At 72.9% G+C, this 20,496-nt stretch carries 20 protein-coding genes; 11 read left to right on the top strand and 9 right to left on the bottom strand.

Going from position 1 to position 20,496, the window contains the following annotated elements; genetic code table 11:
* Nucleotides 1–150: 150 nt before the first annotated feature.
* Nucleotides 151–900, bottom strand: coding sequence for an SDR family NAD(P)-dependent oxidoreductase (locus E2C05_RS12145; protein WP_133219900.1), 750 nt, complete (start codon nucleotides 898–900; stop codon nucleotides 151–153).
* A gap of 151 nt (nucleotides 901–1,051) precedes the next feature.
* Here E2C05_RS12145 and E2C05_RS12140 point away from each other — a divergent pair, with 151 nt between their 5' ends.
* The 3 genes from E2C05_RS12140 (at nucleotide 1,052) to E2C05_RS12130 (ending at nucleotide 3,586) form a co-directional block, all read left to right on the top strand.
* Nucleotides 1,052–2,053 carry a cyclase family protein gene (locus E2C05_RS12140; protein ID WP_133219899.1) on the top strand — a complete coding sequence of 334 codons (1,002 nt, stop codon included), beginning with the start codon at nucleotides 1,052–1,054 and terminating at the stop codon, nucleotides 2,051–2,053.
* Between the two features lie 68 nt (nucleotides 2,054–2,121).
* Complete coding sequence (locus E2C05_RS12135; protein WP_240046716.1) at nucleotides 2,122–3,132, top strand: C-terminal binding protein; 1,011 nt, start codon at nucleotides 2,122–2,124, stop codon at nucleotides 3,130–3,132.
* Between the two features lie 4 nt (nucleotides 3,133–3,136).
* Complete coding sequence (locus tag E2C05_RS12130; protein ID WP_133219898.1) at nucleotides 3,137–3,586, top strand: GNAT family N-acetyltransferase; 450 nt, start codon at nucleotides 3,137–3,139, stop codon at nucleotides 3,584–3,586.
* A gap of 127 nt (nucleotides 3,587–3,713) precedes the next feature.
* On the opposite strand, the gene E2C05_RS35125 is transcribed toward E2C05_RS12130, so the two are convergent.
* Both E2C05_RS35125 and E2C05_RS12125 read right to left on the bottom strand, forming a co-directional pair.
* Nucleotides 3,714–3,836: a hypothetical protein gene (locus E2C05_RS35125; protein WP_274607237.1), complete on the bottom strand. Its 123-nt coding sequence runs from the start codon at nucleotides 3,834–3,836 to the stop codon at nucleotides 3,714–3,716.
* Nucleotides 3,837–3,862: 26 nt separating this feature from the next.
* Nucleotides 3,863–5,236: an MATE family efflux transporter gene (locus tag E2C05_RS12125; RefSeq protein WP_240046715.1), complete on the bottom strand. Its 1,374-nt coding sequence runs from the start codon at nucleotides 5,234–5,236 to the stop codon at nucleotides 3,863–3,865.
* Between the two features lie 458 nt (nucleotides 5,237–5,694).
* Here E2C05_RS12125 and E2C05_RS12120 point away from each other — a divergent pair, with 458 nt between their 5' ends.
* The gene (locus E2C05_RS12120) at nucleotides 5,695–6,741 is read left to right on the top strand and encodes an alpha/beta hydrolase (protein ID WP_133219896.1); all 1,047 of its coding nucleotides are present in this window, start codon (nucleotides 5,695–5,697) and stop codon (nucleotides 6,739–6,741) included.
* A gap of 479 nt (nucleotides 6,742–7,220) precedes the next feature.
* Nucleotides 7,221–7,550 (top strand): hypothetical protein, encoded by a 330-nt coding sequence (locus E2C05_RS12115; RefSeq protein WP_133219895.1) that lies wholly within the window; start codon nucleotides 7,221–7,223, stop codon nucleotides 7,548–7,550.
* Nucleotides 7,551–7,715: 165 nt separating this feature from the next.
* Here E2C05_RS12115 and E2C05_RS12110 read toward each other — a convergent pair whose 3' ends face one another.
* The 5 genes from E2C05_RS12110 to E2C05_RS12090 are packed head-to-tail and all read right to left on the bottom strand — an operon-like array spanning nucleotide 7,716 to nucleotide 13,034.
* Nucleotides 7,716–8,702, bottom strand: a complete 987-nt coding sequence (locus tag E2C05_RS12110) for an alpha/beta fold hydrolase (protein WP_133219901.1) — start codon at nucleotides 8,700–8,702, stop codon at nucleotides 7,716–7,718.
* 43 nt (nucleotides 8,703–8,745) lie between these two features.
* A complete protein-coding gene (locus E2C05_RS12105) occupies nucleotides 8,746–9,492 on the bottom strand; it encodes an SDR family NAD(P)-dependent oxidoreductase (RefSeq protein ID WP_133219894.1) in 747 nt (248 codons plus the stop codon).
* Nucleotides 9,493–9,545: 53 nt separating this feature from the next.
* Nucleotides 9,546–10,526 carry an ABC transporter permease gene (locus E2C05_RS12100; RefSeq protein ID WP_133219893.1) on the bottom strand — a complete coding sequence of 327 codons (981 nt, stop codon included), beginning with the start codon at nucleotides 10,524–10,526 and terminating at the stop codon, nucleotides 9,546–9,548.
* A complete protein-coding gene (locus E2C05_RS12095) occupies nucleotides 10,523–12,061 on the bottom strand; it encodes a sugar ABC transporter ATP-binding protein (RefSeq protein ID WP_240046714.1) in 1,539 nt (512 codons plus the stop codon). Before E2C05_RS12095 ends, E2C05_RS12100 begins: the two co-directional genes overlap by 4 nt.
* 10 nt (nucleotides 12,062–12,071) lie before the next feature.
* A complete protein-coding gene (locus E2C05_RS12090; protein WP_133219891.1) occupies nucleotides 12,072–13,034 on the bottom strand; it encodes a sugar-binding protein in 963 nt (320 codons plus the stop codon).
* Between the two features lie 203 nt (nucleotides 13,035–13,237).
* On the opposite strand from E2C05_RS12090, the gene E2C05_RS12085 reads away from it, so the two are divergent.
* The 6 genes from E2C05_RS12085 (at nucleotide 13,238) to E2C05_RS12060 (ending at nucleotide 18,845) form a co-directional block, all read left to right on the top strand.
* On the top strand, nucleotides 13,238–15,028 hold the full coding sequence (locus tag E2C05_RS12085) for an IlvD/Edd family dehydratase (protein ID WP_133219890.1): 1,791 nt from the start codon (nucleotides 13,238–13,240) through the stop codon (nucleotides 15,026–15,028).
* 226 nt (nucleotides 15,029–15,254) lie between these two features.
* Nucleotides 15,255–15,506 carry a hypothetical protein gene (locus E2C05_RS12080; protein WP_133219889.1) on the top strand — a complete coding sequence of 84 codons (252 nt, stop codon included), beginning with the start codon at nucleotides 15,255–15,257 and terminating at the stop codon, nucleotides 15,504–15,506.
* Between the two features lie 123 nt (nucleotides 15,507–15,629).
* Nucleotides 15,630–16,619, top strand: coding sequence for an alpha/beta fold hydrolase (locus E2C05_RS12075; protein WP_133219888.1), 990 nt, complete (start codon nucleotides 15,630–15,632; stop codon nucleotides 16,617–16,619).
* Between the two features lie 167 nt (nucleotides 16,620–16,786).
* A complete protein-coding gene (locus tag E2C05_RS12070) occupies nucleotides 16,787–17,536 on the top strand; it encodes an SDR family oxidoreductase (protein ID WP_133219887.1) in 750 nt (249 codons plus the stop codon).
* A 153-nt stretch (nucleotides 17,537–17,689) separates the two neighbouring features.
* Nucleotides 17,690–18,538, top strand: coding sequence for a fumarylacetoacetate hydrolase family protein (locus E2C05_RS12065; protein ID WP_133219886.1), 849 nt, complete (start codon nucleotides 17,690–17,692; stop codon nucleotides 18,536–18,538).
* The gene (locus tag E2C05_RS12060; RefSeq protein ID WP_133219885.1) at nucleotides 18,528–18,845 is read left to right on the top strand and encodes a monooxygenase; all 318 of its coding nucleotides are present in this window, start codon (nucleotides 18,528–18,530) and stop codon (nucleotides 18,843–18,845) included. The genes E2C05_RS12065 and E2C05_RS12060 overlap by 11 nt, the downstream gene beginning before the upstream one ends.
* A 6-nt stretch (nucleotides 18,846–18,851) precedes the next feature.
* On the opposite strand, the gene E2C05_RS12055 is transcribed toward E2C05_RS12060, so the two are convergent.
* On the bottom strand, nucleotides 18,852–20,408 hold the full coding sequence (locus E2C05_RS12055; protein ID WP_133219884.1) for a UxaA family hydrolase: 1,557 nt from the start codon (nucleotides 20,406–20,408) through the stop codon (nucleotides 18,852–18,854).
* Nucleotides 20,409–20,496 lie beyond the last annotated feature (88 nt).

The raw sequence follows: 20,496 nt of genomic DNA, 5'->3' as shown, positions 1-20,496 counted from the left end.
GCCGCCGGCAAGGGCCGCGCCCGGCACTCGTCCCGGCCCGAGCCCGAGCCGCAGCCGGTGCCGGCACCCGCCCCGGGCGGGAATGCCCGGCGCCGATGCGCCGCCCCGTCGGCCGGGAGGCGCGCGGGCGAAGCCTTGCCGCGCGAGCCCTCAGGCGGTGATCCCGCCATCCACATGCAGCACCTGGCCGGTGACATAGCCGGCGGCTGGCGAGGCGAGGAATAGGATCGCCGCCGCCACCTCCTCCGTCTCGCCCAGCCGCCGCATGGGAATGCGGCTGACGCGGTCCTGGAAGGCCTTGGGGTCCATGGCCGCATGCGCCCCCGGGTCCTTGCGGGTGAAGCCCGGCGCGACGGCATTCACCGTGATCTCCGGCGCCCATTCGATGGCCAGCGCCTTCACCAGCGCCTCCAGCCCCGCCTTCGCCGCGGCCGAGGCAGGGAAGAGCGGCTGCTCCAGCCGGAAGACATGCGCGACGAAGGAGGAGACGGCGACGAGGCGCGGCTGCTCGCCCTTCGCCAGATGCGGCTTCGCCGCCCGGGCCAGGCGCAGCAGGGCGAAGGCGATGGAGGCGTGGCTGTAGGCGAAGGCCTCGTCGGTCAGCTGGCTGAGCGGCGTGCGGTCGGCGAAGCCGGCGTTGGCGATGACGACGTCGAGGCCGCCGAGCGCCGCCGCGGCCTCCTCCACCGCCCGCTCGGGCTCCCCGGCCTGGGCGAGGTCGCCGAGCAATACGGTCGCCGTCCCGCCATGCTCCCGCAGATGGGCGGCCACGCGGTCCGCGCCGTCGCGGTTCTTGCGGGTGTGCAGGGCCAGGGCATTCCCCGGGCCGGCCAGCAGCCGCGCGCAGGCGGCGCCGATGCCGCTCGCCGCGCCGGTGACCAGGATTCGCCGTGCCGCCATGCCGTCCTCCGCCCGTCATCCATCGTCCCGCACCGGTCGGCATCCGTGCCAGCATGGCGGCCGCCGGTGCCCCGGCCCCGCCCCGCGCCGCCCGCAGCGGCCGCGGGTGCGGCAAGGGAACCCGCGCACAGAAGACCATCGGAGGAACGCCATGACCATCCTTTCGCGCCGCGCTGCGCTCGCGGCCGCTGCCGGGCTGGCCGCCGCCCTGCCCACCCAGGGGTCGGGCCAGGGGTCGGCCCAAGGCACGCCCCAGGCGCCGCAGGCCTGGAGCCCGCCGGACCCGGCGCAGCGCTGCCCCGGCCCCTGGGGCGCGGCCGACCGGCGCGGCGCCATGAACCGCCAGACGCCCGAGACGGTGAAGCGCGCCGCCGGGCTGATCCGCACCGGCGAGATCGTCGAGCTGGGCCGGGTGCTGGAACAGGGCATGCCGCTGCAGGCGACCCGGCAATTCCACATCCACACCAAGCCGCTCTTCATGAACCCGCAGCCGAACCGGCGCGGATCGAACGAGGAGATGGTGATCGGCGAGATGGGCCAGGTTGGCACGCAGTTCGACATGTTCCCGCACCAGACGATCGGCAACCACACCTACAACTGCGTCGAGATCGACCGCATCGCCACGCGCAACGGCTTCGCCGAGATGGGCGTGGAGACGGTGGGCAACATCTTCACCCGCGGCGTGCTGCTGGACATCGCGGCGCTGAAGGGCGTGCCGATGCTGGAGGCGGGCTACGAGATCACGCCGGACGACGTCGACCAGGCGCTGCGCCGGCAATCCGTGCAGCTGGCCGAGGCGGATGCGGTGCTGTTCCACACCGGCTGGGGCACGCTGTGGGGCCGCGACAATGCCCGCTACATGGCCAGCAACCCGGGCATCGGCGTCGCCGCGGCGGAACAGGTGATCCGGCGCGGGCCGATCCTGATGGGCGCGGATGTCGGAACGGTGGAGGTCTCGCCGTCCAGGACCCTGCCTTCGGCCAGCCTGCCGATCCACCAGATCGCGCTGGTGGTGAACGGCGTCCACCTGCTGGAAAACCTGAAGCTGGACGAGCTGGCTGGGAAGGGACGGGCGGAGTTCGTGCTGAACCTGCAGCCGCTGAAGCTGAAGGGCGGCACCGGCAGCACGGTGGCGCCGACGGCGATCCTGTAGGCCGCGCGGATTGCACCCCTGGCGGGGCGGCGGCATGGTGCGCGCCGCCCAACCGAGGGGATGCTGGCGTGACACTGACCGTGCTCGAGCCCGAGGGGCTCTATTCCGATACCAGGCTCGAGCAGGAGATCCTCGGCCCCGGCGTCCGCCTGCTGCAGGGCCATGCGAAGGCCAGCCTGGCGGAGCTGCCGGACAGCCTGCTGGCGGAGGTGGACGGGCTGATGACCCTGCGCATGGCCGTGCCGGCCGAGCAGATCGCCCGCTTCCCGAAGCTGAAGGTCGTGGTCCGCATGGGCGTGGGCTACGACCGGGTGGACCGCGCCGCCTGCGCCGCGCGCGGCATCCTCGTCGCCAACGTGCCGGACTACGGCACGATGGAAGTCGCGGAATTCGCCGTGCTGCTGGCGCTCTCGCTCCGCCGCGGCCTGATCCTGTACCACGAGACCCAGCGCGGGCCGGATCCGGCGCCCTGGGCGGTGATGCAATCCCCGCTGCACCGGCGGCAGGAGGTGCAGCGCTTCGGCATCCTCGGCCTCGGCCGCATCGGCAGCGCCGCGGCGCTGCGCGCCAGGGCCTTCGGCTACGACGTGGTGTTCTTCGACCCGCAGCAGCCGAATGGCTGGGACCGCGCGCTCGGCATCCGCCGCGCCCGCAGCCTCGACGAGCTGCTGGCGCAGTCCGACGTGCTGTCCATCCACTGCCCGCTGACGCGCAACACGCGCGGGATGATCGGGGAGCGGGAGCTGCGCCTGCTGCCGCGGAACGCCGTGGTGGTGAACACCGCGCGCGGGCCGATCATGGACCTCGATGCGCTGGAGCGCTGCCTGCGGGATGGCCACATCGCCGGCGCCGGCCTGGACGTGATCCCGGAGGAGCCGCCGCGCGACCCCATCCCGTCCCTGCTGCGCGCCTACCGCGACCGCGAGCCCTGGCTGACGGGCCGCCTGGTGGTCACGCCGCACATCGCCTTCCACACGCCCGAGGCCTGGGACGACATCCGCCGCAAGGGCGTGGAAACGATGCGCGACGTGCTGGTGGAGGGCCGCCGCACCAACGTCATCCCGCCCGAGAGCGACTGAGCGCATGGCCGGGGCCGGCATCCGTCCGGCCGTCCCGGCCGATCCCGGCGCGGTGCTGGCGCCCTGCCGCCAGCGCAATCCGGCCGACCTGGCGCCCGATCCCGGCCGCGCCGCGGTGGACTGGTCGCAGCCCCTCGGCTCGGCCATGACGACCGTGCCGGTGGCGCCGGCGGATGGCCGCCCGGTTGCCACCTGTGTGCTCGTCGTCGTGCCGAACCTGACGCGCGGCGCCCGGCCCTGTGCGATCATCGAGAATGTGGTGACGGACGCCGCGCATCGCCGGCAGGGCCATGCGGGCCGCCTGCTGCAGGCGGCGCTGGACCGGGCATGGCAGGCCGGGTGCTACAAGGTGATGCTGGCCACCGGCTCGCGCAGCGAGGCGACGCTGCGTTTCTACGAGTCGGCGGGCTTCGAGCGGGGCGGCAGGACCTTCTTGCAGGCGCGCCGCCCGTGACGCCTGTCGCTCATGCCGGTCAGCATCCCTGCTGACCGGCATGATCATTGGGTCTGGCGCGCAGCCGGCACGCCAAACCCTGCGCGCGATGCCGGTGCGCGGACGTCAGGATGTCCGCTCACCGGGATCAGTCCGTGCAGACCGGGATGCGGTTGCGGCCCTGATGCACGCAATTGACCCCGACCGGGCTTGGCCGGGCGTACTGGCAGGCGCCCAGCAGCAGCAGGAGCAGCAGGATCGGCAGGCGCATCGGCGGTGTCCTCGGGCGGCGCCGCCTCATGCGCGCGCCGGCAGGGCGCGGTCCAGTGAAGCCCCGGACATCCGGCGCCAGCGCCGCAGCATGAGCACGGCGACGGCGCCGAGCCCGGCGGCCAGCCCCAGCCAGATCCCCTGCGGCCCGAAGCCCGCCGGCCAGGCCAGCAGCAGCCCGACCGGCATGCCGAGGCCCCAGTAGCCGAAGCCGGCCAGCAGCATCGGCACCCGCGTGTCCTTCAGCCCGCGCAGCGCGCCCGCCGCCACCGCCTGCACGCCATCGGCCAGCTGGAACAGGCCCGCGATGGTCAGCAGCAGCGCGCCGAGCGCCGCCGCCTCCCGCGCCGTCGCCTCCGCCGCGCCGACGAAGCCGCGGGCGATCGGGCCGGCGCCGGCCAGCAGCAGCAGCGCCATCAGCCCCATGAAGCCGGCGCCGAGGCCGATGGCGACCCAGCCGGCCCGCGCCGCCTCGCGCGGCCGCGCCTCCCCCACGAACAGCCCGACCCGTGCCGTCGCCGCCTGGCCGATCCCGAGCGGGACCATGAAGGTCATGCCCGCCACCTGCAGCGCCACCGCATGCGCCGCGACGGCGACCGCCCCGAACCAGCCCATGACGATGGCGGCGGCGCTGAACACGCCGATCTCGAGCAGCATGCTGCCGGCGACCGGCAGGCCGATCCGCACCACCTCCCGCAGCCGGGCCGGATCGGGTCGCCAGAAGCGGCCGAGCAGCCGGAACCGGCCCAGCACCCGGTCGCGCGCGACCAGGCCGAGCAGGCCCAGCAGCATCAGCGAATCGACCAGCGTGCTGGCCAGGCCGGCGCCGGTGACGCCGAACCCGGCCCAGCCGCCCCAGCCGAAGACCAGCAGCGGGCAGAGCAGCGCGTTCAGCCCGATGCCCGCCACGGCGATCCACAGCGCCGGGCCGGGCCGTTCCATGGCGGCGAGGAAGCCGCGCAGCACGACGAAGCCGCAGAAGGGGATCAGGCCCCACATCATGGCGCGCAGGTACTCGCCGGCCAGCGCCGCCAGCCCGGGCGCCTGGCCCAGCGCCAGCAGCACCGGCTCGGCGAACCACAGCAGCAGCAGGGACGGCAGCAGCACCGCGAGCGTCGCCCAGAGCCCGCTGCGGGCGGACCGCCGCATCTCCCGCACCCAGCCGCGGCCGGCGCCGCCCGCCAGCCTGCCCTGGCCGCGCGCCTGGGCCAGCATGGGCGCGGCGGCGAAGGCGGTGCCGAGCGGCGCCGCCATCACCGCGTAGTAGAGGTTGGCGCCGAGCGTCGCCGCCGCCAGCGCCTCGGTCGAATGCCAGCCGAGGATGACGGCATTGGTCAGCGCCAGCGCATGCTGGCTGAGATTGGTGAGCGCGAGCGGCCAGGCGAGGGCGAGCGTCGCCATCGCCTCACTTCGCCAGGGGCGGGGCGCAGGCGCATGTGGGGTGGCGTCCATGCCGCACCCTTTAGGGCGGATCGCGGCAGGCCGGGAACGCCGCGCCGCGCGGATCCGCCCTGCAGGCGAAGGGCGTCGGCGGTGCAGGCTTCGGTCCTGCACGCCGGCCGTTGCGGCGCAAGGGGGGCAGGCCGATCCCCGTGGCCGCCACGCCAGCGAAGGGCGGCGGCCGGCCGCGTTCGGCGTGTCCTGCAAGCCGCCACGGCGTGACTGGCGCAGCGGCGGCGCGGGCCGAGGCGGGAACCCCGCCCGGTGGGGACGCGCCGGCGCCGCGGCCCGCATCCCTGGTCCCTGTCCGCCATCGCCCAAGGGCGCGGGGCATGGCGGGCCCGGCCGCCGGCCCCCCGGTTCCCGCCTCCGGCCGTTCTGGATTAGGCTTGGACGCAACGACGATCCGGAGTGACGCCATGCACCGCCGCGCGATGCTCGCCGCCCCCGCCCTGGCCGGCCCGCTGCTGGCACCCTTGCCGGTCCAGGCCCAGGGCGCGGGCGGGCAGCTGGTGACCGAGGAGTTCATGGTCCCGGCGAAGGATGCCGGGATCGAGCTGTTCCTGCGCAACAAGCGGCCGGAGGCGATGACGGGCTTCTCCCCCGCCCGCACCCTGCTGATGGTGCATGGCGCGACCTACCCGGCGCATACCGCCTTCGACCTGCCGCTCGGCGGCCTGTCCTGGATGGACTACATCGCCGGCCGCGGCTTCGATGTCTGGTGCCTGGACATCCGCGGCTATGGCCGCAGCACCCGCCCGCCCGAGATGGCGCAGCCGGCCAATGCCAACCCGCCGATCGTGCGCGGCGACACGGCGGTGGCCGACATCGCCAGCGCCGCGGCCTTCATCCGCCAGCGCCGCAACCTGCCGCGCCTCACCCAGCTCGGCTATTCCTGGGGCACGGCGCTGATGGGCCGCTTCGCCGCCGACAACCCGTCCCTGGTGGAGCGGCTGGTGCTGTATGCCCCGGTCTGGCTCCGCACGACGCCGAGCCTGGCCGATCCCGGCGGCGAGCTGGGGGCCTATCGCAGCGTGACGGTGGAGGCGGCGCGGCGCCGCCGCGGCACCGGCGTGCCGGCCGACAAGGCGGCGGCGCTGATCCCGCCCGGCTGGTTCGAGCACTGGGCGGGCGTCACCTGGGCGACCGACCCGGAGGGGTCGCGGCAGAACCCGCCGGTGATCCGCGCGCCCAATGGCTCGACCGCCGACGGGCGGGAATTCTGGTCGGCCGGCAAGCCCTTCTACGATCCCGCGAAGATCACCGCGCCGACCCTGCTGGTGCTTGGCGAATGGGACCAGGACACGCCGCCCTACATGGCGCAGGCCCTGTTCCCGCTGCTGACCGCCAGCCCCGGCAAGCGCCTGGTGCTGCTGGGGGAGGGAACGCATGGCATGTGGATGGAGCGCAACCGCGGCGCGCTCTTCCAGGCGGTGCAGGTCTTCCTGGAGGAAGCGACCGCCTGACGCCAGGGGCCACCGAGCCTGACCCTGGGTGTTGCCCGGGTGCGCCTGGGAGCCGGGCAGGGCCCCTGCGGCGGCGGGGCTCGCCGCCGCGGCGCAGGGCGCCGTCCGGCGCCTCGGCCGGCCGCACCGGCCGCAGCCTGATCGCCGCGGCCTGCGATATGGCATCCGGCTGCGGACCTCCTCCCGTCCGCATGCGGGCCTCGCGCGCCGGTCGGCGCGATGCGCCGAGGCTGTCGCGGCTGCGCGCCGAGCACATCGACCGCAGCGGCCGACGGTCCCGCTGGCCGGCCGGAGGCCGGGCCCGCCGGCGGTCCCGGCCTCCGCCCGGAAGGCCGGGATGGCCCGATGCCGGAAGGACAGGTCACCGGCGTCCTGCACGGCAATGAGGCACAAAGCTCAACCCTGGGTTAGGCTTTTGTGACACAAATGGCCCCGACCGGCGGCTCATCCGGGGCCGCGCAGCGTAGGGACCCGCTTGCATGCTTGCTTTCCGCCGCTTTGGCCCCCTGGCCGCCGCGCTGTTCCTGGCCACCGCTGGCTGCGCCGGCGCGCAGACGAACGACCCGTCCTTCCGGCTGACCAACAACAGCGCGTCCACGATCAACGAGATCTATGTTTCGTCCGCCAACACCAACAGCTGGGGGCCGGACCGGCTGGGCGACCGCACGCTGGCCTCGGGCGGCAGCTATGTGGTGCGCCTGCCGGCCGGGCAATGCGTGAACGACATCCGCGTGGTCTATGCCAATGGCTCGGCCAATGAGCGGCGGCGGGTGAACACCTGCAACCTGACCGACATCGTCTTCCCGTGATCGGCGGCGGGGCGCGGGTGGGCCGGGTCCGGCTGCCCGCGGCGCGAGGCGCGAGGCGCGGCCCGAGCGGTTGCCGTTCGCCATGACGCACGGCAACCGCTCTGGTCGTTTGACTCCGCGAGCATCGTCACCCGCGCAGGCGAGTCCACCCGATCGGGATCTGCCCTAGCGCCACAGCCCCCGCGCCGCGAGCCAGTCATGCACCACCTGCGCCACCGCCTGGTTGTTGCGATCCATCATCATCATGTGGCTGTTGCCGGCGATGCCGCGCTCGGGCAGCGAGACCACATCCACCTGCCCGCCCGCCGCCCGCAGCGCGGCGTAGAAATCGAGCCCGCGCTGGCGGATCGCCGGCCAGCGCTGATCCTGGTCGATGAAGTCGCCATAGAGCGCGAGGACGGGAATGTCCTTCAGCGCCGCCAGCGCCTCGGGCGTCGTCTCCCCGAACCCGGCCGGCTCCACCAGCACCAGGGCGCGCACCTGCCCCGGCTCCGCCTGTGCGGCACGCCCGGCGAACAGGCCGCCCTGGCTGTGCGCCAGCACCACCGCCGGCCCGACCCGCCGCAGCAGGGCGCGATAGGCGGCCAGCTGCGCCGCATCCGTCGTGGTCCAACGCGGGACCACCTGGCGCATGAAGGCATCATAGGCCTCCACCGGGAATTGCGTGCCGGGCAGCGCGGTGCGGGTGCGCCAGCTGCCCGGGCCGGCGCCGATGCGGAAGCGTTCCCAGGGATCCTGCTTGGTCAGGAACACCGGGTCGCCCTGGAAGATCTCCGGCGACATCGCCCAGCCGGCGCGGCCGCGCTCCACCGCGTCGCTCACATAGGTGGCCCAGCCGCGGCGGAGGAAATACTGCTGCCAGCCCTCCCGCCCGTCCGGCGTGCTCTCCCAGGTCACGCCGGTCAGGCCGCCGCCATGCCACAGCAGGAGCGGCACCGCCCCGCGCGGCGTGGCCGGGAGATGGTACTGCACATACATCGCCTCGACCTGGTAGGTCCCGTTCGGGTCGATGCGGGCCGGGACGCCGCCGGGGACCAGCAGCACCTCCTTGACCGGCTTGCCGGCCACCACCGCCTCCCGGCCGCCGACATGGAAGCTGCCCATGCCGCGCAGCGCGAGCGGCGGCTCCTCCGCCAGGGCCGGGGCGCTCATCGCCGCCGCCAGGGCCAGGGCGAGGCGCAGTCGGCGGCCATGCTCAGCGCGCCGTGTAGCCGCCATCGACGCACCAGCATTGCCCGGTGACGAAGCTCGCCCGCGCCGAGGCGAGGAAGAGGATGACCTCGGCGATCTCCGGCGGCTGGCCGTAGCGGCCCATCGGGATGGCCGCCGTCATCTCCGCCCGCACCACGGGGTTCGACAGGCTGGGCGCGGTCAGCGGCGTGTCGGTCGGGCCCGGCCCCACCGCATTCACCCGCACGCCGAGCGGGGCGTATTCCAGCGCCACCGAGGCGACCAGCCCGTTCAGCGCCCATTTGCTGGCGGCATAGGCGGCGCCGGCCCGGAAGCCCACCGTGCCCAACTGGCTGGAGATGACGACGAAGCCGGGCGTGTCCCTGGACTGCTGCAGCACGGGCAGCACCGCGCGCAGGACGCGGGCGCCGCCGGTGAGGTTGATCTCCATCAGCCGGTCCCATTGCGCGTCGGTCATCGCGCCGTAGTCGGTGCGCAGCGCGATGCCGGCGCAATAGACCACCGCATCGAACCCGCCGAGGCGCGCCGCGAGCCCGTCCAGCACCGGCTGGAGGCGGTCGCGATCCGTGACGTCATAGGGCTCGCAGGCGATGCCGGGGATCTCGGCCGACAGCGCCGCGCGCTCCGCCGCCGTCAGCACCGTCGCCGCCAGCCGCGCCCCGCGGGCGGCGGCCAGCCGCGCCGTCGCCAGGCCGATGCCGGAGCCGGCCCCCACCACCAGGATGCGTCGCCCGGCCAGTTCCTCCGTCATCCTGCGTCCCCCGTTCGTCCCGGGGGGATGATGCGACGGCCCGGCGCCGGGCGCTACTCCGCCGGGGCGGCCGCCGGCACCCGGGCGCGGGTGGCGCGGCCGCGGGCGAATTGCCGGTCCGCGAGCACGCCGAGCAGGATGACGCCGCCCATCACCGCGAAGTTCAGCGAGGAGGGGATGCCGAGGATGTTCACCAGGTTCTGCAGCACCTGCAGCAGCACGGTGCCGAGCAGGATGCCGGGCACCGTGCCCTCCCCGCCGCGCAGGGAGCAGCCGCCCAGCACCGCCGCGGCGATGGCGTAGAGCTCGTAGAAATTCCCGAAGGAGGAGGGCGAGACCGAACTCGTGTAGAAGACCAGCAGGATGGTGGAGAGGCCCGCCAGCAGCCCGGCCAGCACATAGGCGCCGGCCACCACCGCGCCCGTGTTGATCCCGGCATAGCGCGTCGCTTCCTCGTTCCGCCCCACCGCGTAGAGGTAGCGGCCGAAGACCGAGCGGTGCAGCACCACCCACATCACGGCGGCCACCAGCAGCAGCGCGATGAAGCTGTGCGGGATGCCGAGGGTGCGGCCGGCGGCCAGCCAGGTGATGGTGTCCACGCCCTCGGCGAAGCCGAGGCTGATGGTGGAATCCCCGGTGTAGTAGCGCGCCGCGCCGCGATAGATCAGCAGCCCGCAGAGCGTGACGACGAAGGGCTGCAGGCCGAGCCGCGCCACCAGCAGCCCATGCGCGAGGCCCATGGCCAGCCCGCCCGCCAACACCACCAGCAGGGCGAGGTACCAGGCGACCTCCCGGTTCGCCACCAGGTCGAGGAACACCACGCCGAGCAGCGCCAGCATGGACCCGACGGCGAGGTCGATGCCGCCGGTGATGATGACCAGCCCCTGGCCGATGGAGAAGATGCCGAACAGGCCGATCAGGTTGGCCATGTTCATCAGGTTCACGGCCGAGAGGAATTGCGGGTTCAGCGCCGAGGTGACGGCGGCGATCAGCACGATCAGCCCGAGCAGGCCGAGTTCCTTCCGCCCCGTCATGCCGCCTCCGCTTGCCCCGCGACGCTGTCCTCCGGCCGCTGGCCGGTGGCGAGGCGGAGGATGTTCGGCTCACTCACCTGGGCGCGGTCCAGGATTCCCGCGATCCGGCCTTCATGCATGACGGCGACGCGGTCGCTGACGCCGATCACCTCCTCCATGTCGGAGGAGATCATCAGCACGGCGACGCCGCGGTCGGCGAGGCCGCGCATCAGCGCGTAGATCTCCCCCTTGGCGCCGACATCCACGCCGCGGGTCGGCTCGTCCAGCAGGATGGCGCGGGGCTGCATCGCCAGCCAGCGCGCCAGCGCCACCTTCTGCTGATTGCCGCCGGAGAGCGTGCCGGCGCCGGTGGCGACCGAGGGGGCGCGGATGCCGAGGGCGCGGCGCTGCGCCTCGGCCGTCCGCGCCTCCGCCCCGCCATCCAGCAGCCAGGCGCTGGCATGGCGCGGCAGGTCCGGCAGGGTGACGTTCTCGGCGATGCTCATGTCGAGCAGGAGGCCGGAGCGCTTGCGGTCCTCCGGCACCAGGTAGATCCCGCGGGCGATGGCGTCGCGCGGTCCGCGCAGCGGGATGGCCTCGCCGTCCAGCGCGACCCGGCCGGCCAGCGCCGGCTCGATCCCGAACAGCGCGCGGGCGAGGGAGGTGCGGCCGGCGCCGACCAGGCCGGCCAGGCCGAGGATCTCGCCCGGCCGGACCGCGAGGTCCACCGCGCGGTCCGGGAAGGCCCGGGTGACGAGCGCCCGGGCTTCCAGCCCGCCCGCGCGTGGCGGCGCGGCGGGCGGCGTGTAGAGCGACTTCAGGTCGCGGCCGATCATCAGCCGCGTCATCGCGGCATGGCTGATCTCCTCCCGCGCCAGGTGGCCGACGACGCGGCCGTCGCGCAGGCAGGTGACGCGGTCGGCGCAGGCGGTGACCTCGCCCAGGCGGTGGGTGATGTAGATCAGGCCGGTGCCCGCCGCCCGCAGCGACGCGACGGCGGCCAGCAGCCGGTCGGTCTCCGACAGGGTCAGGCTGCTGGTCGGCTCGTCCAGGATGATGATGCGGGCCTGCATCGACAGCGCCCGGGCGATCTCCACCAATTGCCGCTGGGCGATGGACAGCGCCGCCACCGGCGCCTCCGGCCCGAAATCCGCGCCCAGGCGGGCCAGCAGCGGCGCGACCCGGGCGCGGCAGGCGGCGCGGTCCACCAGCCGCAGGGGACGCAGGATCGGGCCGCCAAGCACCGGCTCCCGCCCCATCAGCACATTGGCCGCGACGTCCAGGTTGTCGAAGACCGACAGCTCCTGGTGGACGAAGGCGATGCCCTGCGCCTGGGCATCCGCCACCGTCAGATGCGGGTGGTCGCGCCCATGCAGGCGGATGCTGCCGACGTCCGGCCGGACCACGCCGCCCAGGACCTTCATGAGCGTGCTCTTGCCCGCGCCATTCTCGCCGACCAGGCCGAGCACCTCGCCCGCCGCGAGATGCAGCGAGACGCCGTCCAGCGCGACCACGCCGGGATAGGTCTTGCGGATGCCCTCGAGCGCGAGCAGCAAGGGCGGCGCCTCAGCCGCTGCGCAGCACCTGGCGCATGTAGGACTGGAACTCCCCCACATTGGTCCGGTCGATGACCTTGGTGTCGACGATCACCTGCTTGCTGCCGGGGATCCAGCCGCGGTCGCCGCCCAGCACCCGCACCAGCCCCTTCATGGACTGGTAGCCGAACTCGTAGGGCTGCTGCACGACGGTGGAATGGATGGTGCCGTCGGCGACGCCGCGCAGCGTCAGCGCATCCTCGTCGAAGCCCACCACCTTCACTTGGCCCTGCCGCCCGGCCTCCCGCACCGCCTGGTAGATCTGCGGGGTGTTGTAGGCCCAGAGGCCGACCATCATGCCGAGGTTGCGCTCGCGCGCCAGCGCATCCTCGGCATTGCGGCGGGCGCGGGCGAAGTCGCTCTCATCCGTGCGGATGTCGACGATCTCGATGTTGCCGCCCTGCAGCGCTTCCCGGATGCCCTGGACGCGTTCGCGGGCATTGTCGGCATCCATGGTGCCGACGAAGAGCATGGCCCGGCCGCCGCCTGGCATGGCCTGCTTCATCTGCGCGCCCGCGCGGCGGCCGGCGGCCACGTTGTCCGTGCCGATATAGACCATCCGGTTGCTGGCCGGCGCGTCGCTGTCGGTCGTGAACAGCACGGATTGCGCGGCGACGCGGTTCAGCGCCTCGGTCTGGCTGGCCGGGTTGATGGCGGAGATGGCGACGCCCGCCACCTTGCGGGCCAGCAGCTCGTCCAGGATGCGGCGCTGCTCGGCGGCGCTGGCCTGGGCGGGGATGATCATCTCCATCTCGAAATCGGGATGCTCGCGATTCGCCTTCTCGATCCCGCGCCGGGCGATGGTCCAGAAATCCGCGGAGACGTTCACCACGAAGGCCAGGCTGCGCTTGCCCTGCGCCCGCGGCAGGGCGGGGGCGGCGAGGCCGGCCAGGGCGCCGAGTCCCGCCAGCCGGTGGATGTCGCGACGCTGCATGCCGGTTCCTCTCCCCCCTGCGCCGGCGGGCTGCGTGGCCCGGCCGGTCGCGGCTGACGCGTGGAGGCTACCGGTTCCGCACGCGGCACGGGAAGCGCCGGCCCCGCCGGCGGCGAACACAAGGAAGTGGCCTGGGTATGTACCATTGATTGACAAGCGCCCCGGCCGGGACACAGCTACCGCCCAGCGAAGGGAGCGCCCCCATGGCCGGTTCCGACCAGACCAAGAAGCATTTCAAGCTGCGCAGCCAGCGCTGGTTCGACGACCCGGAGGACCCGGGCATGACGGCGCTCTACACCGAGCGCTACCTGAATTTCGGCATGACGCGGGGGGAGCTGCAGTCGGGCAAGCCGATCATCGGCATCGCCCAGACCGGCAGCGACCTGGCACCCTGCAACCGGCACCACATCGACCTGGCGAAGCGGGTGCGGGACGGCATCATCGCCGCCGGCGGCATCCCGCTGGAATTTCCCATCCACCCGATCCAGGAAACGGGCAAGCGCCCGACCGCGGCGCTGGACCGCAACCTGGCCTATCTGAGCCTGGTGGAGGTGCTGCACGGCTACCCGCTGGACGGCGTGGTGCTGACCGCGGGCTGCGACAAGACCACGCCGGCGGTGCTGATGGGCGCCGCCACGGTCAACATCCCGGCCATCGTGCTGTCCGGCGGGCCGATGCTGGACGGGCATTTCCGTGGCCAGCTCACCGGCAGCGGCACCATCGTCTGGGCGGCCCGGAAGCAGCTCGCGGCCGGCGAGATCAACTACGAGCGCTTCATGGAGCTGGTGGCGTCCAGCGCGACCAGCGTCGGCCACTGCAACACCATGGGCACGGCGCTGTCCATGAACAGCTTGGCGGAGGCGCTGGGCATGTCGCTGCCCGGCTGCGCCGCCATCCCCGGCCCCTACCGGGAACGCGGGCAGATGGCCTATGCCACCGGCAAGCGCATCGTCGAGATGGTGCACGAGAACCTGCGCCCCTCCGACATCCTGACGCGGCAGGCCTTCGAGAATGCGATCGTCGCCGCCAGCGCCATCGGCGCCTCCACCAACTGCCCGCCGCACATCATCGCCATCGCCCGCCACATGGGCGTGGAACTGGCGATCGAGGATTGGGACCGCCTGGGCCACGACATCCCGCTGCTGGTGGATTGCCAGCCCGCCGGCCGCTTCCTGGGCGAGGCGTTCCACAGGGCCGGCGGCGTGCCGGCGGTGATGAAGGAGCTGCTGCAGGCCGGGAAGATCCATGGCGACGCCATGACGGTGACCGGCCGCAGCTACGCGTCCAACCTGGAGGGGCTGGAGGAGCCGGACCGCGAGGTGATCCGCGCCTATGCCGCGCCGATGAAGCCGCGCGCCGGCTTCGCCATCCTGTCGGGCAACATCTTCGACAATGCGGTGATGAAGATCAGCGTCATCGATGCCGAATTCCAGCGCCGCTTCCTGAGCGAGCCGCCGGGCGTGTTCGAGGGGAAAGTGGTCGTCTTCGAGGGGCCTGAGGACTACCACGACCGGCTGGACGATCCCTCGCTGGAGATCGATGAGCGCACCGTGCTGGTGATCCGCAATTGCGGCCCGGTCGGCTATCCCGGCAGCGCCGAGGTGGTGAACATGCAGCCCCCCGCCGCGCTGATCAAGGCGGGCGTGGACACGCTGCCCACCATGGGCGACGGGCGGCAGAGCGGCACCTCCGGCAGCCCCTCCATCCTCAACGTCTCGCCGGAAGCCGCGGTGGGCGGCGGCCTCGCCCTGCTGCGCTCGGGCGACCCGATCCGCATCGACCTGAACACGCGCAAGGTGGATGTGCTGATCCCGGAAGCGGAACTCGCCGCCCGCCGCGCCGCCTGGCAGCCGCCCAGGCTGGTCCACAAGACGCCCTGGGAGGAGATCCAGCGCAGCATGGTCGGGCAGCTGGGCACCGGCGGCTGCCTGGAACCGGCGACCGCCTATCTCAACATCCTCGAGACGCGCGGGGAGAGCCGGCACAACCACTGACCGGGGCAGGCCCTGACCGGGGCAGGCCTTGACCGGGGCATGGCGCGCCGGGCCATCAACGGCCCGGCGCGCGGGCCGCCGCTGCCATCGCCCCGGGGTTGGGGCTCCATCAGCCGGATGAATGCCGGTCCTCCGCCTGGCGGATTGGCATCGCGGACGCGCATCCCCAAATGGAGCCTCAAGCAAGGTGGCTATTCGGCCGCCCTTTCCCTTGAGGTTGATGTCCATGTCGCGCATCTCGCTTGCCGCAGCCTTGCTGCTCGGCCTCGCCGCGGCCCCGATCCCCGCCTCCGCCTGGGCGCAATCCGCGACGGAGGATCTTGCGGCCCGCACCATGCAGCAGAACCAGCGGGCCTTCATGCCGGCGCCGCCCCGCCCGCAGGCGGCGCAGGATCAGGCGAAGCCCGCCCCGGTGGCGGCCGCCCAGCCGGTGCCGGTGGCCCGCCGTTTCGCCCAGGCGGAGCTCGGCCGCCGCTGACCCGGGACTGACGCCCCGGGCCTTCGGCGCGCCGCGCCCTGCCCGGGGCGCCGCGATGTCGTCGCCGTTCCCCGCGGGCCCGTGGGACGATAGGCTGCCCCCGTGACCATCGGAGGGAGCGGCATGCGGGGAACCCCATCGCGGCGGCGGGTGCTGGCCGGCGCGGCCGCCGGCGGCACCCTGGCCGCCACGGGCGCCGCGGCCGAGGATCCGGTCTGGAGCGCGGAATACTGGGCGGAGAAGGGGCCCGTCCGCCTCTCCCTCTACCGCAAGCGGCTTGGCGCCCCCCGCGCCGGGGAGACGACGCGGCCCGTGCTCTTCCTCGTCCATGGCTCCTCCAACTCCGCGCGGTCCAGCTTCGACCTGACGGTGCCGGGCAAGGGCGAATACTCGCTCATGAACGTCTTCGCCCGGCTGGGCTACGACGTCTGGACCATGGACCACGAGAATTACGGCCGTTCCTCCCGCACCGGGTCGAATTCCGCCATCGCCAGCGGCGCCGCCGACCTGGCCGCCGCCGCGCCCGTGGTGGCGCGGGAGACGGGGGCGGCGCGCTTCCACTTCGCCGGCGAAAGCTCCGGCGCGCTGCGGGCCGCGGTCTTCGCAGCGCGGGAACCGGCACGGGTGGATAGGCTGGTGCTCTCGGCCTTCACCTATACGGGCAAGGATTCGCCGACCCTGGCGGAGCGGGCGAAGCGCCTGCCGGAATGGCGCGCCCAGGCCACGCGCCTGCGCGACCGCGCCATGATCCGCAGCATCTTCACCCGCGACGCGCCCGGCACCTCTGACATGGCGGTGGCCGAGGCGCTGGCCGATGCCGAACTGGTCTTCGGCGACCGCATCCCCACCGGGACCTACCTGGACATGACCGCCAACCTGCCGGTGGTGCGGCCCGAGGATGTGACATCCCCCGTGCTGCTGATCCGCGGCGAGCATGACGGCATCGCCAGCCTGGCCGACCTGCAGGATTTCTTCGGCCGGCTACCGAACGGGGACCGGCAATTCGTCACGCTCTCGCATGCCGCGCATGCGCTGCAATACGGGATGAACCGGCATCAGTACTGGCACGCGGTGCATGCCTTCCTGTCCCTGCCGCCGGCGGTCGCGGCCTGACCCCCGGTTGACGCGGCGGGCGCCGCCGTGATCATGGCGCCCGGAGGCGAGCCGATCGTCGCGCGGCGGCAACGCCCACGGCCAGGCATCGGCTCGCCAGGCGCAGCAAGGCGGCGCTGCCCCGCCGGTTGGCCGGCGGGGCGGGCCCAACGGGGTAGGGACGGGTCATGGCCGGCAGGCTGCAGGGCAAGCGGTGCTTCGTGACGGCGGCGGGCCAGGGCATCGGCCGTGCCGCGGCCCTGGCCTTCGCCGCGGAAGGCGGAAGCGTCGTCGCCACCGACCGCGATGCGGACAAGCTGCAGGGGCTGGCGGCGCAGGGCATCGAGACCCGGGCGCTGGACGCGCTGGACGATGCCGCGGTCGCCGCCGCCATCGCCGCGGCCGGGCCGCTGGACGTGCTGTTCAACTGCGCCGGCTTCGTCCACCAGAACACCATCGAGACCTGCACCCAGCAGGACTGGGACTTCGCCTTCGGCCTGAATGTGCGGGCGATGTGGCAGACCATCCGCGCCGCCATCCCCGGCATGCTGGGCCAGGGCGGCGGGTCCATCGTGAACATGGCCAGCGCCTGTTCCAGCGTGAAGGGCGCGCCCAACCGCTTCCTCTACGGCACGACCAAGGCGGCGGTGATCGGCCTGACCAAGTCGGTGGCGACCGACTACGTGACGAAGGGCATCCGCTGCAACGCCGTCTGCCCCGGCACGGTGGATACGCCGAGCCTCGGCGACCGCATCGCCGCCAATGCCGCGCAGGCCGGCGGGCTGGACGCCGCGCGGCAGGCCTTCGTCGCGCGCCAGGCGATGGGCCGCCTGGCGACGGCCGAGGAGATCGCGGCGCTGGTCGTCTATCTCGCGGCGCCGGAGAGCCAGTTCGTCACCGGCCAGGCCATCGTCATCGATGGCGGCTGGACGCTTTAGTTTGCGCGCCGGCAAGAAGCCGCCACACCGACCCTTCGCGCCGGCGCGAGACTACCGTTCCCTATCGCCACGACCATTGGCTGCGCCGACGTGGCCAGCCGCCACACCAACCCCGGCCGCGTCGGCGATGTTTCCTTTCCTGGAGGACCCCACATGAAGCTGCTGCGCTATGGCCCGCCGGGCCAGGAGAAACCGGGGCTGCTCGACGCCCAGGGCACCATCCGCGACCTTTCGGGCGTGGTGCCGGACATCGCGGGCGACGTCCTCTCGCCCGCCGGCCTGCAGAAGCTGGCCGCGCTCGATCCCGGCTCGCTGCCCGCGGTGCCGGCCGGCACCCGCATCGGCCCGCCGACCAGCGGCATGAAGAACCTGGTCTGCATCGGCCTGAACTATGCCGACCACGCGGCGGAGACCGGGGCGCCGGTGCCGAAGGAGCCGATCGTCTTCCTGAAGTCGCTCGGCGCGCTCTGCGGCCCGGATGACGACGTCATCATCCCGAAGAACAGCGTGAAGACCGACTGGGAGGTCGAGCTCTGCATCGTCATCGGCATGCGCGCCAAATGCGTGTCCGAGGACCAGGCGCTGGACCATGTGGCAGGCTATGCCACCGGCAACGACGTCTCCGAGCGCGAATGGCAGATCGAGCGCGGCGGGTCCTGGGACAAGGGCAAGGGCTGCGACACCTTCGGCCCGGTCGGCCCCTGGCTGGTGACGAAGGACGAGGTCCCCGATCCGCAGAACCTGTCCATGTTCCTGGAGGTCGACGGGAAGCGGATGCAGAACGGCTCCACCCGCACCATGATCTTCGGGGTGAAGACGATCGTGTCCTATGTCTCGCACATGATCACCCTGCATCCGGGCGACGTCATCTTCACCGGCACGCCGCCCGGCGTGGGCCTCGGCATGAAGCCGCCGGTCTTCCTCAAGGCGGGGCAGACCATGCGCCTCGGCATCGAGGGGCTGGGCGAGCAGACCCAGCGCCTCGTCGCCTATGAAGGCTGACGGCGTCACCCTCCTGATCCTCGACTTTCCGGCCCGCCCACCCGGCGGGCCGGAACAGGCCGCGGCCCTGCGCGCGCTGGCGGACAGCATCGCGCAGGAACCGGGCCTGCTGTGGAAGATCTGGACCGGGAGCACGGCCGAAGGCCGCGCCGGCGGCGCCTACCTGTTCGAAAGCCGGGCCGCGGCCGAAGCCTATCACCGCATGCATGCGGACCGCCTCGGCCGCGCCGGCGTCACGGGGATCGAGGCGACCTATCGCGAGATCAACGAACCGCTGTCCCGCATCACCCGCGCCCCGATCCCCTGAACCCGACTACATCGTCGCGCCGAGCACCCAGGGGGCGAATTCCGCCGCGCCGAAGTCGAAGGCCTCGCTCTTCGTCCGCTCGCCGCTCGCGGTGCGCAGCATCAGGTCGAAGATCCGCGCGCCCACCTGCTGCACGCTCTCCTCGCCGGTCAGGATGGTGCCGCAGTTGATGTCCATGTCGTCCTCCATCCGCTGGTACATCGGCGTATTGGTCGCCAGCTTGATGGAGGGCGTGGGCTTGCAGCCGAAGACGCTGCCGCGGCCGGTGGTGAAGCAGAGCAGGTTGGCGCCGCCCGCGACTTGGCCGGTGGCGCCCACCGGGTCGTAGCCCGGTGTGTCCATGAAGACGAAGCCCTTGGCCGTCACGGGCTCGGCGTAGCGCACCACCTCCACCAGGTTGGTGCTGCCGGCCTTGGCCATGGCGCCCAGCGACTTCTCGAGGATCGTGGTCAGCCCGCCGAGCTTGTTGCCGGGGGAGGGGTTGGCGTCCATCTCGGCGCCCTCGCGCCGCGTGTACTCCTCCCACCAATGCATCACGTCCACCAGCTTCTGCCCGACCTCCCGGCTGACGGCGCGGCGGGTCAGCAGGTGCTCGGCGCCATAGGTCTCCGGGCTCTCGCTCAGGATCACCGTGCCGCCATGGCGCACCACCAGGTCGCTGGCGGCGCCGAGCGCCGGGTTGGCGGTGATGCCGGAATACCCGTCCGAGCCGCCGCATTGCAGCGCGACGCAGAGGTCGCTGGCCGGCACCGCGACGCGGGACACCCTGTTGGCCTCGTCCAGGACCTCCTTCACGAAGGCGATGCCGGCGGCGACGGTCTTGCGGGTGCCGCCCATCTCCTGGATGTCCATGTTCCGCAGCCGGCCGGAGAGCCGCTGCTCGTCCAGCAGGCCGCCGATCTGGTTCACCTCGCAGCCGAGCCCGATGGCGATGACATGGCTGAAATTCGCATGCCGCGCGAAGCCGCCGAGCGTCCGGCGCAGCAGGGTCAGCGGCTCCCCCTGGGTCATGCCGCAGCCGGTCTTGTGGGTCAGCGCCACCACGCCGTCCACATTCGGCCAGGGCGCCAGCGGGTCCTCGCCGGTGATGGGGTTGCGGCGGAAGGCCAGCGCGATCAGCTCCGCCACATGCGCCGAGCAATTCACGCTGGTGATGATGCCGATGTAGTTGCGGGTCGCCACGCGGCCATCCGCACGACGGATCCCCTGGAAGGTCGCGGGCACCGGCACCTTCTCGGTCGGGCGGGCATCCTGGCCGAAGGCATAGTCGCGGGAAAAGTCGCCCATGCCCAGGTTGTGGGTGTGCACCCAGGCGCCGGGCGCGATGGCATCGGTGGCGAAGCCGATGATCTGGCCGTAGCGCCGCACCGGCTCGCCCTTCGCATGCGCCCGCACCGCGATCTTGTGGCCCGCCGGGATGCGGGCGGCGGTGGATACGCCGGCACCCACCGGTGTCCTCGGCGGCAGCACCCGCCGGGCGATGACCACGCCGTCCTCGGGGTTCAGGCGGATGGTCGCTGGGTCCGGGCGCGTTGCTGCGGGCGGCTGGGTGACGGCGTCCATGGAGGTGGCTCCCTGTTCGGCGGCATCCTAGGGCCATTGCGGCCAGCCGCGAACGGCCCGCGGCAGGCCGCCGCCTGCCGGGGAAGGG

The sequence above is a fragment of the Paracraurococcus ruber genome (genome assembly GCF_004353985.1).
Classification (GTDB): Bacteria; Pseudomonadota; Alphaproteobacteria; order Acetobacterales; family Acetobacteraceae; genus Paracraurococcus; species Paracraurococcus ruber.
This window is presented reverse-complemented; position numbering and strand designations above follow the sequence as displayed.

Bases quoted from the DNA above. Each gene is read 5' to 3' on its own strand.
- E2C05_RS12145 (WP_133219900.1), bottom strand. From the start codon at position 900: ATGGCGGCACGGCGAATCCTGGTCACCGGCGCGGCGAGCGGCATCGGC.
- E2C05_RS12140 (WP_133219899.1), top strand. From the start codon at position 1,052: ATGACCATCCTTTCGCGCCGCGCTGCGCTCGCGGCCGCTGCCGGGCTG.
- E2C05_RS12130 (WP_133219898.1), top strand. From the start codon at position 3,137: ATGGCCGGGGCCGGCATCCGTCCGGCCGTCCCGGCCGATCCCGGCGCG.
- E2C05_RS35125 (WP_274607237.1), bottom strand. From the start codon at position 3,836: ATGCGCCTGCCGATCCTGCTGCTCCTGCTGCTGCTGGGCGCCTGCCAG.
- E2C05_RS12125 (WP_240046715.1), bottom strand. From the start codon at position 5,236: ATGGCGACGCTCGCCCTCGCCTGGCCGCTCGCGCTCACCAATCTCAGC.
- E2C05_RS12120 (WP_133219896.1), top strand. From the start codon at position 5,695: ATGCACCGCCGCGCGATGCTCGCCGCCCCCGCCCTGGCCGGCCCGCTG.
- E2C05_RS12115 (WP_133219895.1), top strand. From the start codon at position 7,221: ATGCTTGCTTTCCGCCGCTTTGGCCCCCTGGCCGCCGCGCTGTTCCTG.
- E2C05_RS12110 (WP_133219901.1), bottom strand. From the start codon at position 8,702: ATGAGCGCCCCGGCCCTGGCGGAGGAGCCGCCGCTCGCGCTGCGCGGC.
- E2C05_RS12105 (WP_133219894.1), bottom strand. From the start codon at position 9,492: ATGACGGAGGAACTGGCCGGGCGACGCATCCTGGTGGTGGGGGCCGGC.
- E2C05_RS12100 (WP_133219893.1), bottom strand. From the start codon at position 10,526: ATGACGGGGCGGAAGGAACTCGGCCTGCTCGGGCTGATCGTGCTGATC.
- E2C05_RS12090 (WP_133219891.1), bottom strand. From the start codon at position 13,034: ATGCAGCGTCGCGACATCCACCGGCTGGCGGGACTCGGCGCCCTGGCC.
- E2C05_RS12085 (WP_133219890.1), top strand. From the start codon at position 13,238: ATGGCCGGTTCCGACCAGACCAAGAAGCATTTCAAGCTGCGCAGCCAG.
- E2C05_RS12080 (WP_133219889.1), top strand. From the start codon at position 15,255: ATGTCGCGCATCTCGCTTGCCGCAGCCTTGCTGCTCGGCCTCGCCGCG.
- E2C05_RS12075 (WP_133219888.1), top strand. From the start codon at position 15,630: ATGCGGGGAACCCCATCGCGGCGGCGGGTGCTGGCCGGCGCGGCCGCC.
- E2C05_RS12070 (WP_133219887.1), top strand. From the start codon at position 16,787: ATGGCCGGCAGGCTGCAGGGCAAGCGGTGCTTCGTGACGGCGGCGGGC.
- E2C05_RS12065 (WP_133219886.1), top strand. From the start codon at position 17,690: ATGAAGCTGCTGCGCTATGGCCCGCCGGGCCAGGAGAAACCGGGGCTG.
- E2C05_RS12060 (WP_133219885.1), top strand. From the start codon at position 18,528: ATGAAGGCTGACGGCGTCACCCTCCTGATCCTCGACTTTCCGGCCCGC.
- E2C05_RS12055 (WP_133219884.1), bottom strand. From the start codon at position 20,408: ATGGACGCCGTCACCCAGCCGCCCGCAGCAACGCGCCCGGACCCAGCG.